Source organism: Bacillus sp. FSL K6-0042, from assembly GCF_038006685.1.
In the GTDB taxonomy this organism is placed as follows: domain Bacteria; phylum Bacillota; class Bacilli; order Bacillales; family Bacillaceae_G; genus Bacillus_A; species Bacillus_A pseudomycoides.
The window spans coordinates 4,781,130-4,796,532 of record NZ_JBBOVS010000001.1; the positions used below are offsets into that span (position 1 = coordinate 4,781,130).

The window sequence follows — 15,403 nt, forward strand, 5'->3', positions numbered from 1 at the left end:
GATGAAAAAATATGTAAGTAACATGTAGGAGGAACTTTTGAAATGGAATTATTAGCAAAAACGAGAAAATTAAATGCGTTATTACAGAGCGCAGCAGGAAAGCCTGTAAACTTTAGAGAAATGTCAGATACAATGTGTGAAGTAATTGAAGCGAACGTATTCGTTGTAAGTCGTCGCGGTAAATTATTAGGATATGCAATTCACCAACAAATCGAGAATGAGCGCATGAAACAAATGCTTGCAGAGCGTCAATTTCCAGAAGAATATACACAAAGCCTATTCAACGTTACAGAAACATCTTCAAACTTAGATGTAAACAGTCAATTTACAGCATTCCCTGTAGAAAACAAAGAATTATTCGGTCAAGGTTTAACTACAATTGTACCGATCGTTGGTGGCGGTGAACGTCTAGGTACACTAGTGTTAGCGCGTCTTGGTCAAGAATTTTTAGATGATGATTTAATTCTTGCTGAGTACAGCGCAACTGTAGTAGGTATGGAAATCTTACGCGAAAAAGCGGAAGAAATCGAAGAAGAAGCGCGTAGTAAAGCGGTCGTTCAAATGGCAATTAGCTCGTTATCATACAGTGAGTTAGAAGCAATTGAGCACATCTTCGAAGAATTAAATGGAACAGAAGGTTTACTTGTTGCAAGTAAAATTGCTGATCGTGTAGGAATTACTCGTTCTGTAATCGTAAACGCACTTCGTAAATTAGAAAGTGCAGGCGTTATTGAATCTCGTTCTTTAGGTATGAAAGGAACATACATTAAAGTATTAAACGACAAGTTTTTACAAGAACTTGCTAAATTAAAAACAAACTAATTGTTAAGGGAAGCTCTCCTCATGTGAGGAGAGCTTTTTTATTTTCTAAAAGATTCATTGCGTTCTGATGGGGGGGAAAGCCGTGGTTTTGCTTTATTAGGCACGGCTGCTTAAAGGAAAGGAAGAGTGGTAATACTGAAGTTAGAATTGAGAAATAGATGAGTAAAATCATAATTAAAAAGAAAGTTTTACATTGTTCGCATTTTCGACTTGATTGTAATATTTCATTATGATATAGTAAGCAGTGGTGTCAGTACAAAGTACACACGTTTACCGATTTAAGTGTTGGTGCTACGCTTGTAGTTTCGCTTAAAGGTGAAGTAAACGGAGGATATCAAAAACCATTTAGGAGGAACTAAATTATGGCAGTAATTTCTATGAAGCAATTGCTTGAAGCAGGTGTTCATTTCGGACATCAAACTCGTCGTTGGAACCCAAAAATGAAACGTTACATTTTCACAGAGCGTAACGGTATCTACATCATCGACTTACAAAAAACTGTGAAAAAAGTTGAAGAAGCTTTCAACGTAATGCGTAACATCGCTGCTGAAGGTGGCGACATTTTATTCGTAGGTACAAAAAAACAAGCACAAGAAGCTATTAAAGAAGAAGCAACTCGTGCAGGTATGTACTTCGTTAACCAACGTTGGTTAGGTGGAACGTTAACAAACTTCCAAACAATCCAAAAGCGTATCAAGCGTCTTAAAGACATCGAAAGAATGCAAGAAGATGGTACATTCGATGTACTTCCTAAGAAAGAAGTTGTTCAACTTAAAAAAGAGTTAGAGCGTCTTGAAAAATTCTTAGGCGGTATTAAAGATATGAAAGGTCTTCCAAGTGCATTATTCGTAGTAGACCCTCGTAAAGAGCGTATCGCAGTTGCTGAAGCACGCAAATTACACATTCCAATCATCGGAATCGTTGATACAAACTGTGATCCAGACGAAATCGATCACGTAATTCCAGCAAACGATGATGCAATTCGTGCTGTAAAACTTCTTACATCTAAAATGGCAGACGCGATCCTTGAAGCAAAACAAGGTGAAGAAACTGTTACTGCGTAACAAATTTGGAAAGGTGATAAGGGGTTCGGCCTTTTATCACCTTTTTTAAGGTATAAATACATATTTTAGGAGGATGAAAAGTATGGCAATTACTGCACAAATGGTAAAAGAACTTCGTGAAAAAACGGGCGCAGGTATGATGGACTGCAAAAAAGCTTTAACAGAAACGAATGGCGACATGGAGAAAGCAATTGATTTCTTACGTGAAAAAGGTATTGCGAAAGCTGCGAAAAAAGCAGACCGTATTGCTGCTGAAGGTTTAACTTATATCGAAACAAACGGTAACGATGCTTTAATCTTAGAATTAAACTCTGAAACTGATTTCGTTGCGAAAAACGAAGGTTTCCAAGCTTTAATAAAAGAATTAGCTGCGCACTTATTAGCTAACAAGCCTGCATCTGTTGAGGAAGCTATGACTCAAACAATTGCAAATGGTAAAACAGTAGAAGAGCACATCAATGAAGCAATCGCTAAAATTGGTGAAAAACTTACACTTCGTCGTTTTGAAATCGTAACAAAAACTGATGCAGATGCATTCGGTGCTTACCTACACATGGGTGGACGCATTGGTGTAGTAACAGTTCTTGAAGGTTCTACTGATGAAGCAGCTGCTAAAGATGTAGCAATGCACATTGCAGCAGTTAACCCTAAATACATCGACCGCGATGCTGTAACAGCTGAAGAAGTTGAGCATGAGCGTCAAGTATTAACACAACAAGCTTTAAACGAAGGCAAGCCTGAAAAAATCGTTGCTAAGATGGTTGAAGGTCGCCTAGGTAAATTCTTCGAAGAGATTTGCTTACTTGACCAAGCATTCGTTAAAAACCCTGATATGAAAGTTCGTCAATTCGTTGAGTCTAAAGGCGGAACGGTAAAAGGATTCGTTCGCTACGCTGTTGGTGAAGGTATCGAGAAGCGTGAAGACAACTTTGCTGAAGAAGTAATGAACCAAGTAAAAGGTAACAACTAATACAGATTAGGGAACACATTGTGTTCCCTTTTTTAAAATAAAGATGTAGGCAATTGGAGGTTCATTATGAGTAAACCGAAATATAATCGTGTTGTTTTAAAGCTAAGCGGTGAAGCTTTAGCTGGTGAAAAAGGATTTGGAATTAACCCAGCTGTTATTAAGTCAGTTGCAGAACAAGTGAAAGAAATTGCAGAACTTGATGTAGAGGTTGCTGTTGTTGTTGGCGGCGGTAACATTTGGCGTGGGAAAATTGGAAGTGAAATGGGCATGGACCGTGCAGGAGCGGACTACATGGGCATGTTAGCGACAGTTATGAACTCATTAGCTCTTCAAGATAGCTTGGAGAACATTGGAATTCAAACACGTGTTCAAACTTCTATTGAAATGCGTCAAGTGGCAGAACCTTACATTCGTCGCAAAGCAATTCGTCACTTAGAGAAGAAGCGTGTTGTTATCTTTGCAGCGGGTACAGGTAACCCGTACTTCTCTACAGATACAACTGCAGCATTACGTGCAGCAGAAATCGAAGCTGATGTTATTTTAATGGCGAAAAACAATGTAGATGGCGTATATAATGCAGATCCATCTATTGACCCAACAGCTACGAAATATGAAACACTTACTTACTTAGATGTATTAAAAGAAGGTTTAGGTGTAATGGATTCTACTGCTTCTTCTTTATGTATGGATAATGATATTCCATTAATTGTATTCTCAGTTATGGAAAAAGGTAATATTAAGCGTGTCGTTTTAGGCGAAAATATTGGAACAATTGTAAGGGGGAAATAAAAATGGGACAACAAGTATTAAAAGCTGCAAATGAAAAAATGGAAAAAGCAGTTGCTGCTTATTCTCGCGAATTAGCTTCAGTTCGTGCTGGTCGTGCAAGCGCGTCTGCATTAGATAAAGTACAAGTTGATTATTATGGTGCACCAACACCTGTTGTGCAATTAGCGAACATTACAGTTCCTGAAGCACGTTTGCTTGTTATTCAGCCGTATGATAAAACTTCTATCGGTGATATTGAAAAAGCAATTTTAAAAGCTGATTTAGGTCTAAATCCTTCTAACGATGGATCAGTAATTCGTATTGCATTCCCTGCATTAACAGAAGAACGTCGTAGAGACCTAGTAAAAACTGTTAAGAAATATGCTGAAGAAGCAAAAGTAGCAGTTCGTAACGTACGTCGTGATGCTAATGATGATCTTAAAAAGCTTGAAAAAGCTGGAGATATTACAGAAGACGACTTAAGAGGATATACAGAAGATATCCAAAAAGAAACAGATAAATATATTGCAAAAGTTGACGAAATCGCAAAAAACAAAGAAAAAGAAATCATGGAAGTGTAATAGCGATACCTTCGCAAATATGACCCTCTTCTTAAGGGGGTCTTTTTACACTTTTTGGCATACGTCTGCTTGTTGGAGGGTATGAATGATGTTTAAAAAGTTTCCTTTTTTTAAAGGTAAAAAGGTCACATCGTTTGATCATCTCATTGGAAAAGTGAAAAAGGGACATATCCCAGAGCACATTGCGATCATTATGGATGGTAATGGAAGATGGGCAAAGAGAAGAGCAATGCCCCGCATTGCCGGACATCATGAAGGAATGCAAGTAGTAAAAAAAATTACGAAATTTGCTAGTAAACTTGATGTGAAAGTGCTGACTCTTTATGCTTTTTCTACTGAGAATTGGAAAAGACCGAAAAAGGAAGTCGATTATTTAATGAAGCTTCCAGAAGAATTTTTAGGTGCATTTTTACCAGAATTAATTGAAGAAAATGTACAAGTTCGAGTAATTGGACAAAAAGATCGTCTTCCTACGCATACGCGCAGAGCGATGGAAAAAGCCATGGAAGATACAAAAGAGAACACGGGATTAATTCTCAATTTTGCGTTAAACTATGGAAGTCGCGATGAAATCGTTTCTGCTGTGCAACATATGATGAAAGATAGCGAAGAAGGGAAAGTTCGTTCAGAAGATGTAAATGAAGAAATGCTTTCTTCATACTTAATGACAAGCTCTTTACCTGACCCAGACTTGCTTATTCGTACAAGTGGGGAGCTACGTATTAGTAATTTCATGCTATGGCAAATTGCGTATTCGGAGCTTTGGTTTACAGATGTGTATTGGCCAGATTTTACCGAGGAACATTTGCTAAATGCGATTACAGACTTTCAACATAGAGGGCGCAGATTCGGAGGCGTGTAGAAAGAGAGGGTTTGGTAGTGAAACAGAGAATTATTACTGGAGTGATTGCTGCCGCGCTGTTCATTCCCATCGTAATTTACGGTGGCGTGCCTTTTACAGTTTTAGTGTATGCACTTGCTTCTATAGGATTATATGAATTAATTCGTATGAACAAGCTTACACTTATTTCGGTACCAACAGTTTTAGCCGCATTATTATTGTGGAGTATTTTAGTTCCAAGTAATGCATCAGGAGTGTTCAATTGGATTGGATTAGATAAACTAGAAATCACATTTGTGATTGTTTTATTACTTTTATCATATACAGTCCTTTCAAAGAATACATTTACTTTTGACAATGCTTCTTTTTTACTTATGGCAACAACGTATGTTGCAATGGGATTCTTATATTTAAATGAAACGAGAATAGCGGGAATCCATTTTGTGTTTTATGCGTTATTTGTCATTTGGGCAACTGATTCAGGTGCATATTTCATAGGGAAAGCAATCGGAAAAAGAAAATTGTGGCCAGAAATTAGTCCGAATAAAACGATAGAAGGTTCACTAGGCGGTATTGTTTGTGGGATTATTGTTGCTTTTGTATACAATATGTTTTTCCAAGTTCAAGGGAACGTTGGGATGTTAATAATTGTTACAATCGCGATCTCCATTTTTGGACAACTTGGTGATTTAGTACAATCTGCTTTTAAACGCCATTACGGTGTGAAAGATTCGGGTACAATTTTACCAGGACATGGTGGAATCTTAGATCGAACAGATAGTTGGTTGTTCGTATTACCGATTTTACACTTCTTACATTTCATTTCATAATAAAACGAGGGGTTGGAGTCATGAAAAACATTAGTTTATTAGGGGCAAGCGGATCAATTGGGACGCAAACTTTAGATGTACTACGCTCGCACCCAGACCAATTCCGTCTCGTTGCTTTTTCTGTAGGGAAAAATATTGACTACGCAGTAAAAGTTATTCAAGAATTTTCTCCTCAGCTTGTTTCTGTACAAAGAGAGGAAGATGTTGTAAGGTTACAATCAGTTTCTGGAAATACAAAAGTAGTATATGGTGACGAAGGACTATTAGAGGTAGCTCTTCACCCGAGTGCAGAAGTTGTAATAAATGCTGTTGTAGGTAGTGTAGGGTTGTTACCAACACTCCGTGCAATTGAGGCGAAAAAAACAATTGGAATTGCAAACAAAGAAACATTAGTAACTGCGGGACATATTGTAATGGAAGCTGCACGCAAACATAATGTGCCGTTACTTCCAGTAGATAGTGAGCATTCGGCTATTTTTCAATGTTTGAATGGAGAAAATGAAAAGCGAATTTCTCGCTTAATTATCACTGCTTCAGGCGGGAGTTTCCGCGATAAAACGAGAGATGAATTACATCATGTGACTGTGGAAGATGCGCTTCGTCATCCAAACTGGTCAATGGGTTCGAAAATTACAATTGATTCTGCTACAATGATGAATAAGGGGCTGGAAGTAATTGAAGCGCATTGGCTTTTCGGTATACCTTATGAGCAAATTGATGTTGTTTTACATAAAGAAAGCATTATTCATTCTATGGTTGAATTTGAAGATCGTAGTGTAATGGCACAGCTCGGCTCACCAGATATGCGTGTACCAATTCAATATGCACTTACATATCCAGATCGATTACCTCTCTCAGATACAAAACAGTTAAATTTATGGGAAATTGGAACACTGCATTTTGAACAAATGAATCAAGATCGTTTCCGTTGCCTACGTTTTGCATATGAAGCTGGAAAGATGGGCGGGAGCATGCCAGCTGTTATGAATGCAGCAAATGAAGTAGCTGTAGCAGCCTTTCTACAAAAGAAAATTGGTTTCCTAACAGTAGAAGACCTCATTGAAAAAGCAATGCACCATCACAATGTTATTGCACGTCCGAGCTTAGAAGAAATTCAGGAAATTGATGCGGCCACAAGACGGTTTGTGATGGAACAAATTTAGCAAAGGTGGTTATGGAATTGAATACAGCGATTGCCTTTATATTAATTTTCGGTGCACTCGTATTTTTCCATGAGCTAGGGCATCTATATTTCGCAAAAAGAGCGGGTATTTTATGTCGCGAGTTTGCAATTGGTTTTGGACCAAAAATATTTTCATTTGAAAAGAATGAAACAGTTTATACAATTCGGCTACTACCTCTTGGAGGCTATGTTAGAATGGCTGGTGAGGATGCAGAAACGGTTGAATTAAAACCAGGAAAAAAAGTTGGACTCGTGTTAAATGAAAACGAAGAAGTTATGAAATTAGTTTTAGACGGGCGCGAAAAGTATCCGAATGTTCGCGTGATTGAAGTAGAGCAATCTGATTTGGAACACAATCTCACAATTGCTGGTTACGAAGAATACGAAGAGGAATTGCAAACATTCCGTGTGAATGAAAAAGCTCGTATTGTTTCAGCAGGAGAAGAAATACAAATCGCCCCGTTTAACAGACAATTTGGTTCTAAAACGCTAGGACAGCGAGCATTAACAATCTTTGCAGGTCCTGCTATGAACTTCATTCTTGCATTTGTTATTTTTGTTATCATTGGATTGGTACAAGGTATTCCTGTTGATAAGCCGATGGTTGGGAAAGTAATGAAGGATAGTGTTGCAGAACAAGCAGGATTGAAACAAGATGATACGATTCAAGCAATCGATGGGAAAGACACGAATACATGGAAAGATGTTGTCACGATTGTACGTGAACACCCAAATAAAGAAATTACGCTTCATGTAAAACGTGACAGTGATCAATTTAATGTAAAAGTAACGCCATCAGCTGATAAAGAGGGGAAAGAAGAGGTTGGTAGAATTGGTGTATACTCTCCTGTAGAGAAATCTATTTTTGGTTCTATTAAATCAGGTTTTGAGCAGACGTATACATGGACAAAATTAATTTTTGATTCCCTTGTAAAACTAGTGACGGGTCAGTTTTCTATTAATGATTTATCAGGTCCCGTAGGAATTTATAATTTAACAGACCAAGTAGTAGATTATGGTGTTATGCGTGTTCTTAGTTTGGCAGCTGTTTTAAGCATAAACCTTGGCCTATTCAACCTATTACCGGTTCCTGCTCTTGATGGAGGACGCTTGTTCTTCTTCTTAATTGAAGCTTTGCGTGGGAAACCAATTGATCGCCAAAAAGAAGGAATGGTTCATTTTATTGGCTTTGCGTTATTGATGTTACTTATGTTAGTTGTAACGTGGAATGACATTCGGAGATTTTTCTTGTAAAATAAAGTGAAACTTGTAGTAAGTATAAAATTCACGATGTTTTTTGTGAATAGTGAATGAAATGAATAAAACTCTTAGAGTCGTAATCCCTCACCTAATTTGAGGTGGGGGGTTTTACTGCGTATTAGAGTAAATTAAAGAGGTGCGAATAGATGAAACAAAGTATGGTATTTAGTCCTACATTACGTGAAGTGCCAGCTGATGCTGAGATTAAAAGTCATCAATTGCTACTTCGTGCAGGATTCATGCGTCAAAATGCTTCTGGTATTTACAGCTTTTTACCACTGGGGCTAAAAGTATTGCATAAAGTGGAACGTATTGTTCGAGAAGAGATGGAACGAGCAGGGGCTGTAGAATTATTAATGCCAGCATTACAAGCAGCTGAATTGTGGCAAGAATCAGGTCGTTGGTATTCTTACGGTTCTGAGTTAATGCGTATGAAAGATCGTAATGATCGTGAGTTTGCACTAGGAGCAACGCATGAAGAAGTTATTACAGACCTTGTACGTGATGAAATTAAATCTTATAAAAAGCTACCGTTAACATTATATCAAATCCAAACAAAATTCCGTGACGAGCAAAGACCCCGTTTTGGTTTATTACGCGGAAGAGAATTTTTAATGAAAGATGCTTATTCTTTCCATGCGACACAAGAAAGTTTGGATGAAGTTTATAGTGGCCTATACCAAGCATATTCTAATATCTTCGCGCGCTGTGGATTGAATTTCCGTGCGGTTATTGCTGATTCTGGAGCAATGGGTGGTAAAGATACACATGAATTTATGGCATTATCTGATGTAGGAGAAGATACAATTGCGTATTCTGATACATCTGATTATGCAGCAAATATTGAAATGGCACCTGTTGTTGCTTCCTATGCAAAAAGCGATGAAGCAGAAAAAGCACTTGAAAAAGTAGCAACGCCAGATCAAAAAGCAATTGAAGAGGTTTCTGCATTCTTAAATATGGAAGCGTCAAATTGCATCAAATCTATGGTCTTTAAAGTCGATGAAAAGTTTGTTGTTGTACTTGTTCGCGGGGATCATGAAGTAAATGATGTAAAAGTGAAGAATGTCTATGGTGCTTCAGTTGTTGAACTTGCTTCACATGAAGAAGTAAGAGAACTGTTAAATTGCGAAGTTGGTTCTTTAGGACCAATTGGTGTAACAGGAGACATTGAAGTCATTGCTGACCATGCTGTAGCAGCAATTGTAAATGGTTGCTGTGGTGCAAACGAAGAAGGATTCCATTATATAAATGTAAATCCAGAGCGTGATTTCAAAGTGAGTCAATATACAGATTTACGTTTCATTCAAGAAGGAGATCAATCTCCAGATGGAAATGGGACAATCCGTTTTGCTCGTGGTATCGAAGTTGGACATGTGTTTAAATTAGGTACACGTTATAGCGAAGCAATGGATGCAACGTTCTTAGATGAGAATGGAAAAACGAAACCACTTATCATGGGATGCTATGGTATCGGGGTATCTCGTACAGTTGCGGCAGTTGCTGAGCAATTTAACGATGAAAATGGTTTGGTTTGGCCAAAAGCTGTTGCACCATTCCATGTACATGTAATTCCAGTAAACATGAAGTCTGATGCACAGCGTGAAGTAGGTGAAACGATCTACAATTCATTACAAGAACAAGGTTATGAAGTATTGTTAGATGATCGTGCAGAGCGTGCAGGTGTTAAATTTGCTGATGCAGACTTATTTGGTCTTCCAGTTCGAGTAACAGTTGGTAAAAAAGCTGATGAAGGCATTGTTGAAGTAAAAGTACGTGCTACAAATGAATCTGCAGAAGTAAAAGTAGAAGAACTTCATGCATACATTGCTAATATTTTGAAATAAGAAGAGGTACCTCCAGGTGAGGTACCTTCTATTTCTATGTAAAGTAAAAAAATAATCAGTTAAAAGGAAGAAATCTTTCCTTGCCGAAAGTTTCAATTTATAATAGCAAAGGGAAGGAGGTTGCTTATGTCGTTAACAAATGAACAACAAGAGCGATTTCAAATTTTGCTCCAGCAGTTGCAGATACCTGAAGACCTTATAAATCAATACTTACAAGGTGGAGGTATACAAAAGTTAGTTGTCGATAAAGCAAATAAAAGCTGGCATTTTGACTTGCAAGTGCCACGTATTTTGCCAACAGAATTATATGAACTGTTTGAAACACAGCTCAAGCAGTCATTTTCACATATTGCAAAAACGTCATTTGCACTAGAAACAGAGAATAAACAATTTACAGAAGAAGAGGTCAAAGCATATTGGCCACTTTGTACAGATCGAATTACTTTTTCACCTATGTTTGCGTATTTAAAAAAGCAACTTCCGCATGTAAACGGAGTGAAGTTGTTACTTGATGTGAATAATGAGTTAGAATCTACTGCGCTAAAGAAAAATCTTGCGAAATCGGTAGGGGATCAATATGAAGTTTTCGGATTTCCACGTTTTCAGCTTGAAACAAATATAAAGCAAAACGAAGAGGAAGTTCAAAAATTTCGTGAACAAACACAGCAAGAAGATCGTCAGCGTGTTATACAAGCTATGGAAGAAATGGCCAAGAAGCAAGCTGAAGAAAGTGATGTTGTACATGAAGGGCCGATTGTACTCGGTTACCTTATTAAGCCTGATGAAGAGATTACACCGCTACGCGAAATTCAAGATGAAGAAAGAAGAAAAACTGTTCAAGGTTATGTCTTCAATGTGGAAACAAAAGAGCTGCGTAGTGGACGTACGTTATTAACGTTAAAAATAACGGATTATACGGATTCTATTATGATTAAGATGTTCTCACGTGATAAAGAAGATATTCCGATGCTGCAATCCTTAAAAAAAGGAATGTGGGTAAAAGCGCGAGGTTCGGTCCAAAACGATACGTTTGTTCGTGACTTAGTAATGATTGCGAACGATATTAACGAAATAACAGGGCCTTCTCGTAAAGATAAAGCACCTGAAGGAGAAAAACGGGTAGAGCTTCATTTGCATACGCCAATGAGTCAAATGGATGCTGTTACATCAGTATCTAAGCTTGTTGCTCAAGCTGGAAAATGGGGACATGAGGCTATCGCTGTTACAGACCATGCTGTTGCACAGTCTTTCCCAGAAGCGTATTCCGCTGGTAAAAAAGCCGGTGTAAAAGTCATTTATGGTGTAGAAGCCAATTTAGTAAATGACGGTGTTCCTATTGCTTATAATGAGGCTCATCGACTACTTGCAGATGAAACATACGTTGTTTTCGACGTTGAAACGACAGGGTTATCAGCTGTATATGATACGGTTATTGAATTAGCCGCTGTAAAAGTGAAAGGCGGCGAAATTATCGATCGCTTTGAATCTTTTGCAAATCCGCATCAACCATTATCAGCAACAATCATTGAATTAACAGGTATAACAGATGATATGTTGACTAATGCACCAGAAGTAGGAGAAGTATTTAAAAAGTTTGAATCATGGATGGGTGACCATACACTTGTTGCCCATAACGCAAGTTTTGATATGGGATTCTTAAATGTTGGGTTTAAGAAATGTGGCTTAGACAAGCCGAAAAATCCAGTTATTGATACATTGGAGTTAGCTAGATTTTTATTCCCAGAGATGAAGAATCATCGTTTAAATACGATGTGTAAAAAGCTTGATATTGAATTAACGCAACATCACCGTGCAATTTATGATACGGAAGCAACAGGTTATTTACTTGTGAAAATGTTAAAAGATGTGATTGAAAAAGGTTTTGAATATCACGATCAATTAAATGACAGCATGGGGCAAGGGGATGCGTATAAACGTGGACGTCCAAGTCATATGACACTGCTTGCAACATCGGATGTTGGATTGAAAAATTTATATAAACTTGTTTCGTATTCCCATTTGAATTACTTTTACCGTGTACCACGTGTACCGCGTTCGTTGTTAAAAAAATATCGCGAAGGTATATTAGTTGGTACCGCTTGTGATAAAGGTGAAGTATTTGAAGCAATGATGCAAAAGGCACCAGAAGAAGTAGAAGAAATTGCACAGTTCTATGATTATATTGAAGTTATGCCTCCAGAGGTGTTACGTCATTTAGTAGAACGTGAACTCGTTCGAGATGAAGGACAGTTAAAAACAATTATTTCAAACTTAGTAAAACTAGGTGAAACGTTAGATAAACCAGTTGTTGCTACAGGGAACGTGCATTATTTAGATACTGAAGATGCAATGTATCGTAAAATTTTAGTGAGTTCGCAGGGCGGAGCAAACCCATTAAATCGCCATTCACTACCGCCTGTACATTTCCGTACAACTGATGAAATGTTAGAGTGTTTCTCATTCTTAGGTGAAGAGAAAGCGAAAGAAATTGTTGTGACAAATACACAAAAAATTGCAGCGTTAATTGGTGATGTTCATCCAGTAAAAGATGATTTATACACACCGAAAATTGAAGGCGCTGATGATGAAACACGTGATATGAGTTATAGAATGGCCCGTAGCATTTATGGTGACGAGCTCCCAGAAATTGTAGAAGCTCGTCTTGAAAAAGAATTAAAAAGTATTATTGGACATGGATTTGCCGTTATTTATTTAATTTCACATAAGCTTGTAAAAAAATCACTTGTTGACGGCTACCTTGTAGGTTCACGTGGATCGGTAGGGTCATCATTCGTTGCGACGATGATGGAAATTACCGAAGTAAATCCATTACCACCACACTATGTATGTCCAAATTGTAAGCAATCAGAATTCTTTAATGACGGTTCTGTAGGTTCTGGTTTTGACCTACCCGATAAAGAATGTCCAACGTGTAATGTTCCATATGTAAAAGATGGACATGATATTCCGTTCGAAACGTTCCTTGGCTTTAAAGGAGATAAGGTACCCGATATCGATTTGAATTTCTCCGGAGAATACCAACCTCGTGCCCATAACTATACGAAAGTATTGTTTGGGGAAGATTACGTATATCGTGCTGGAACAATTGGTACGGTTGCTGAAAAAACAGCATACGGGTATGTAAAAGGTTATGCAAATGATCATAACTTAACAATTCGAAATGCAGAGATTGATCGTCTTGTTGCTGGTTGTACTGGTGTAAAACGTACAACTGGACAGCATCCAGGTGGTATTATCGTTGTACCGGATTACATGGACATTTTTGACTTTTCACCAATTCAATTCCCAGCCGATTCAATAGGAGCGGAGTGGAGAACAACACACTTTGACTTCCATTCGATTCATGATAATTTATTGAAACTTGATATACTGGGGCACGATGATCCGACCGTAATTCGTATGCTTCAAGATTTAAGTGGTGTAGATCCGAAAACCATACCAACAGATGATCCGGAAGTTATGAAAATCTTCTCTGGTCCAGAATCTTTAGGTGTAACAGAAGAACAAATTAACTGTAAAACCGGTACACTTGGTATACCAGAGTTCGGTACAAAATTCGTAAGGCAGATGTTAGAAGAAACAAAACCGACAACATTCTCAGAACTTGTCCAAATTTCTGGACTGTCTCACGGTACAGACGTATGGCTTGGTAATGCGAATGAGTTAATTTATAACGGTACATGTACGCTAAGTGAAGTTATCGGTTGTCGTGATGACATCATGGTATATTTAATATATCAAGGATTAGATCCATCACTAGCGTTTAAAATTATGGAGTCGGTACGTAAAGGTAAAGGTGTTCCGGAAGAATGGGAAGAAGAAATGCGCAATAATAATGTGCCTGGATGGTATATTGAATCTTGTAAGAAGATTAAGTACATGTTCCCTAAAGCCCATGCAGCTGCTTATGTACTTATGGCGGTGCGTATTGCATATTTCAAAGTACATTTCGCGCTCTTATTCTATGCAGCATACTTTACGGTACGTGCAGATGACTTTGATGTAGAGGCAATGGCAAAAGGTTCAGCATCCATACGGGTAAGAATTGATGAAATTGCACAAAAAGGATTGGATGCAGCGCCGAAAGAGAAGAGTTTATTAACGGTATTAGAAATGACACTTGAAATGTGTGAGCGTGGCTACTCATTCCAAAAAGTTGATTTATACCGTTCGCATGCAACGGACTTTATTATTGATGGAGATTCGTTAATTCCTCCATTCAATGCAGTGCCTGGCCTGGGTACAAACGCAGCTTTTAGTATTGTAGAAGCTCGTAAAAATGGAGATTTCTTATCAAAAGAAGATTTACAACAACGTAGTAAGGTTTCTAAAACGATTATTGAGTATTTAGATAGTCAAGGTTGCCTAGGTGATTTGCCAGATCAAAACCAATTGTCACTGTTCTAGTAGGTAGGAAAAATCTTTGCAAATCAGCATTTGCTATGGTATACTATTAACCGAGATAACCATGTCATGTATATTTTGCAAAAAAGAGAGTGGGGAAACCCACTCTTTCTTGTTACTATCTATGTTTTATCTACGTAGGTAGGTGAGGCATTTCTGTCGTATATACATATTTTGTTACAAGTTTTACTTCTTAAATTTGGTAATACTAAGACAGATATTCCCTGCTTAACGGCAGGGGCTTTTGTTAGCTAACGAGAAAGAATAAGAAAGACCGTTTTTATGGGCGGAGTTCTTTTCTTTCAGATGGTACATGGCGGCAGGAAGGAGGCTGTTTATGGATAAGAAAGTCACAGAAGTTGTAGAAGCATTTGCGCAGCCGATTGTTGAAGAGTTAAATCTTGAACTTGTAGATGTAGAATATGTGAAAGAAGGAAAAGACTGGTTCCTACGCGTATTCATCGATTCTGAAAAAGGCGTCGACATTGAAGAATGCGGTGCGGTAAGTGAACGTTTAAGCGAAGCTTTAGATAAAGAGGATCCAATTCCTCATCTTTACTTTTTGGATGTATCATCTCCTGGAGCGGAACGCCCATTAAAGAAAGAGAAAGACTTCCAGCAAGCGGTAGGAAAGCAAGTGGCAATTAAAACATATGAGCCGATTGATGGTGAAAAGATGTTTGAAGGAAAGCTACTTTCCTACGATGGTACAACAATTACATTACTATTAACTATTAAAACACGTAAAAAAGAAATCCAAATTCCAATGGATAAAGTTGCAAATGCGCGACTTGCTGTTACGTTTTAGTAAG

General features: G+C 37.9%; 12 protein-coding genes. All 12 read left to right on the forward strand.

Features of this window, described 5'->3' with window-relative positions; all coding sequences use genetic code 11:
- Positions 1 to 42 precede the first annotated feature (42 nt).
- A complete protein-coding gene (gene codY / locus MHH45_RS24700) occupies positions 43 to 822 on the forward strand; it encodes a GTP-sensing pleiotropic transcriptional regulator CodY (RefSeq protein ID WP_016115959.1) in 780 nt (259 codons plus the stop codon).
- Between the two features lie 362 nt (positions 823 to 1,184).
- The gene (gene rpsB / locus MHH45_RS24705) at positions 1,185 to 1,886 is read left to right on the forward strand and encodes a 30S ribosomal protein S2 (protein WP_016115958.1); all 702 of its coding nucleotides are present in this window, start codon (positions 1,185 to 1,187) and stop codon (positions 1,884 to 1,886) included.
- A gap of 82 nt (positions 1,887 to 1,968) precedes the next feature.
- Positions 1,969 to 2,856 (forward strand): translation elongation factor Ts, encoded by an 888-nt coding sequence (gene tsf, locus MHH45_RS24710; RefSeq protein WP_016115957.1) that lies wholly within the window; start codon positions 1,969 to 1,971, stop codon positions 2,854 to 2,856.
- Between the two features lie 66 nt (positions 2,857 to 2,922).
- A complete protein-coding gene (pyrH, locus tag MHH45_RS24715; protein WP_016115956.1) occupies positions 2,923 to 3,645 on the forward strand; it encodes a UMP kinase in 723 nt (240 codons plus the stop codon).
- A 2-nt stretch (positions 3,646 to 3,647) separates the two neighbouring features.
- The gene (frr, locus tag MHH45_RS24720; RefSeq protein WP_003199493.1) at positions 3,648 to 4,205 is read left to right on the forward strand and encodes a ribosome recycling factor; all 558 of its coding nucleotides are present in this window, start codon (positions 3,648 to 3,650) and stop codon (positions 4,203 to 4,205) included.
- Between the two features lie 85 nt (positions 4,206 to 4,290).
- Positions 4,291 to 5,067: an isoprenyl transferase gene (uppS, locus tag MHH45_RS24725; RefSeq protein ID WP_016115955.1), complete on the forward strand. Its 777-nt coding sequence runs from the start codon at positions 4,291 to 4,293 to the stop codon at positions 5,065 to 5,067.
- A 17-nt stretch (positions 5,068 to 5,084) separates the two neighbouring features.
- Positions 5,085 to 5,876, forward strand: a complete 792-nt coding sequence (locus tag MHH45_RS24730) for a phosphatidate cytidylyltransferase (RefSeq protein WP_016115954.1) — start codon at positions 5,085 to 5,087, stop codon at positions 5,874 to 5,876.
- Positions 5,877 to 5,896: 20 nt separating this feature from the next.
- A complete protein-coding gene (gene dxr, locus MHH45_RS24735; RefSeq protein WP_016115953.1) occupies positions 5,897 to 7,039 on the forward strand; it encodes a 1-deoxy-D-xylulose-5-phosphate reductoisomerase in 1,143 nt (380 codons plus the stop codon).
- A 17-nt stretch (positions 7,040 to 7,056) separates the two neighbouring features.
- A complete protein-coding gene (gene rseP / locus MHH45_RS24740; protein ID WP_140385942.1) occupies positions 7,057 to 8,313 on the forward strand; it encodes an RIP metalloprotease RseP in 1,257 nt (418 codons plus the stop codon).
- A gap of 152 nt (positions 8,314 to 8,465) precedes the next feature.
- The gene (locus MHH45_RS24745) at positions 8,466 to 10,166 is read left to right on the forward strand and encodes a proline--tRNA ligase (RefSeq protein ID WP_016131881.1); all 1,701 of its coding nucleotides are present in this window, start codon (positions 8,466 to 8,468) and stop codon (positions 10,164 to 10,166) included.
- Positions 10,167 to 10,292: 126 nt separating this feature from the next.
- Positions 10,293 to 14,594, forward strand: coding sequence for a PolC-type DNA polymerase III (locus tag MHH45_RS24750; protein ID WP_016115950.1), 4,302 nt, complete (start codon positions 10,293 to 10,295; stop codon positions 14,592 to 14,594).
- Between the two features lie 334 nt (positions 14,595 to 14,928).
- Positions 14,929 to 15,399, forward strand: coding sequence for a ribosome maturation factor RimP (gene rimP / locus MHH45_RS24755; RefSeq protein ID WP_000359094.1), 471 nt, complete (start codon positions 14,929 to 14,931; stop codon positions 15,397 to 15,399).
- Positions 15,400 to 15,403: the final 4 nt, after the last annotated feature.

Coding starts and splice junctions, on each gene's coding strand:
- codY (WP_016115959.1), top strand. CDS start 43: ATGGAATTATTAGCAAAAACGAGAAAATTAAATGCGTTATTACAGAGC.
- rpsB (WP_016115958.1), top strand. CDS start 1,185: ATGGCAGTAATTTCTATGAAGCAATTGCTTGAAGCAGGTGTTCATTTC.
- tsf (WP_016115957.1), top strand. CDS start 1,969: ATGGCAATTACTGCACAAATGGTAAAAGAACTTCGTGAAAAAACGGGC.
- pyrH (WP_016115956.1), top strand. CDS start 2,923: ATGAGTAAACCGAAATATAATCGTGTTGTTTTAAAGCTAAGCGGTGAA.
- frr (WP_003199493.1), top strand. CDS start 3,648: ATGGGACAACAAGTATTAAAAGCTGCAAATGAAAAAATGGAAAAAGCA.
- uppS (WP_016115955.1), top strand. CDS start 4,291: ATGATGTTTAAAAAGTTTCCTTTTTTTAAAGGTAAAAAGGTCACATCG.
- dxr (WP_016115953.1), top strand. CDS start 5,897: ATGAAAAACATTAGTTTATTAGGGGCAAGCGGATCAATTGGGACGCAA.
- MHH45_RS24745 (WP_016131881.1), top strand. CDS start 8,466: ATGAAACAAAGTATGGTATTTAGTCCTACATTACGTGAAGTGCCAGCT.
- MHH45_RS24750 (WP_016115950.1), top strand. CDS start 10,293: ATGTCGTTAACAAATGAACAACAAGAGCGATTTCAAATTTTGCTCCAG.
- rimP (WP_000359094.1), top strand. CDS start 14,929: ATGGATAAGAAAGTCACAGAAGTTGTAGAAGCATTTGCGCAGCCGATT.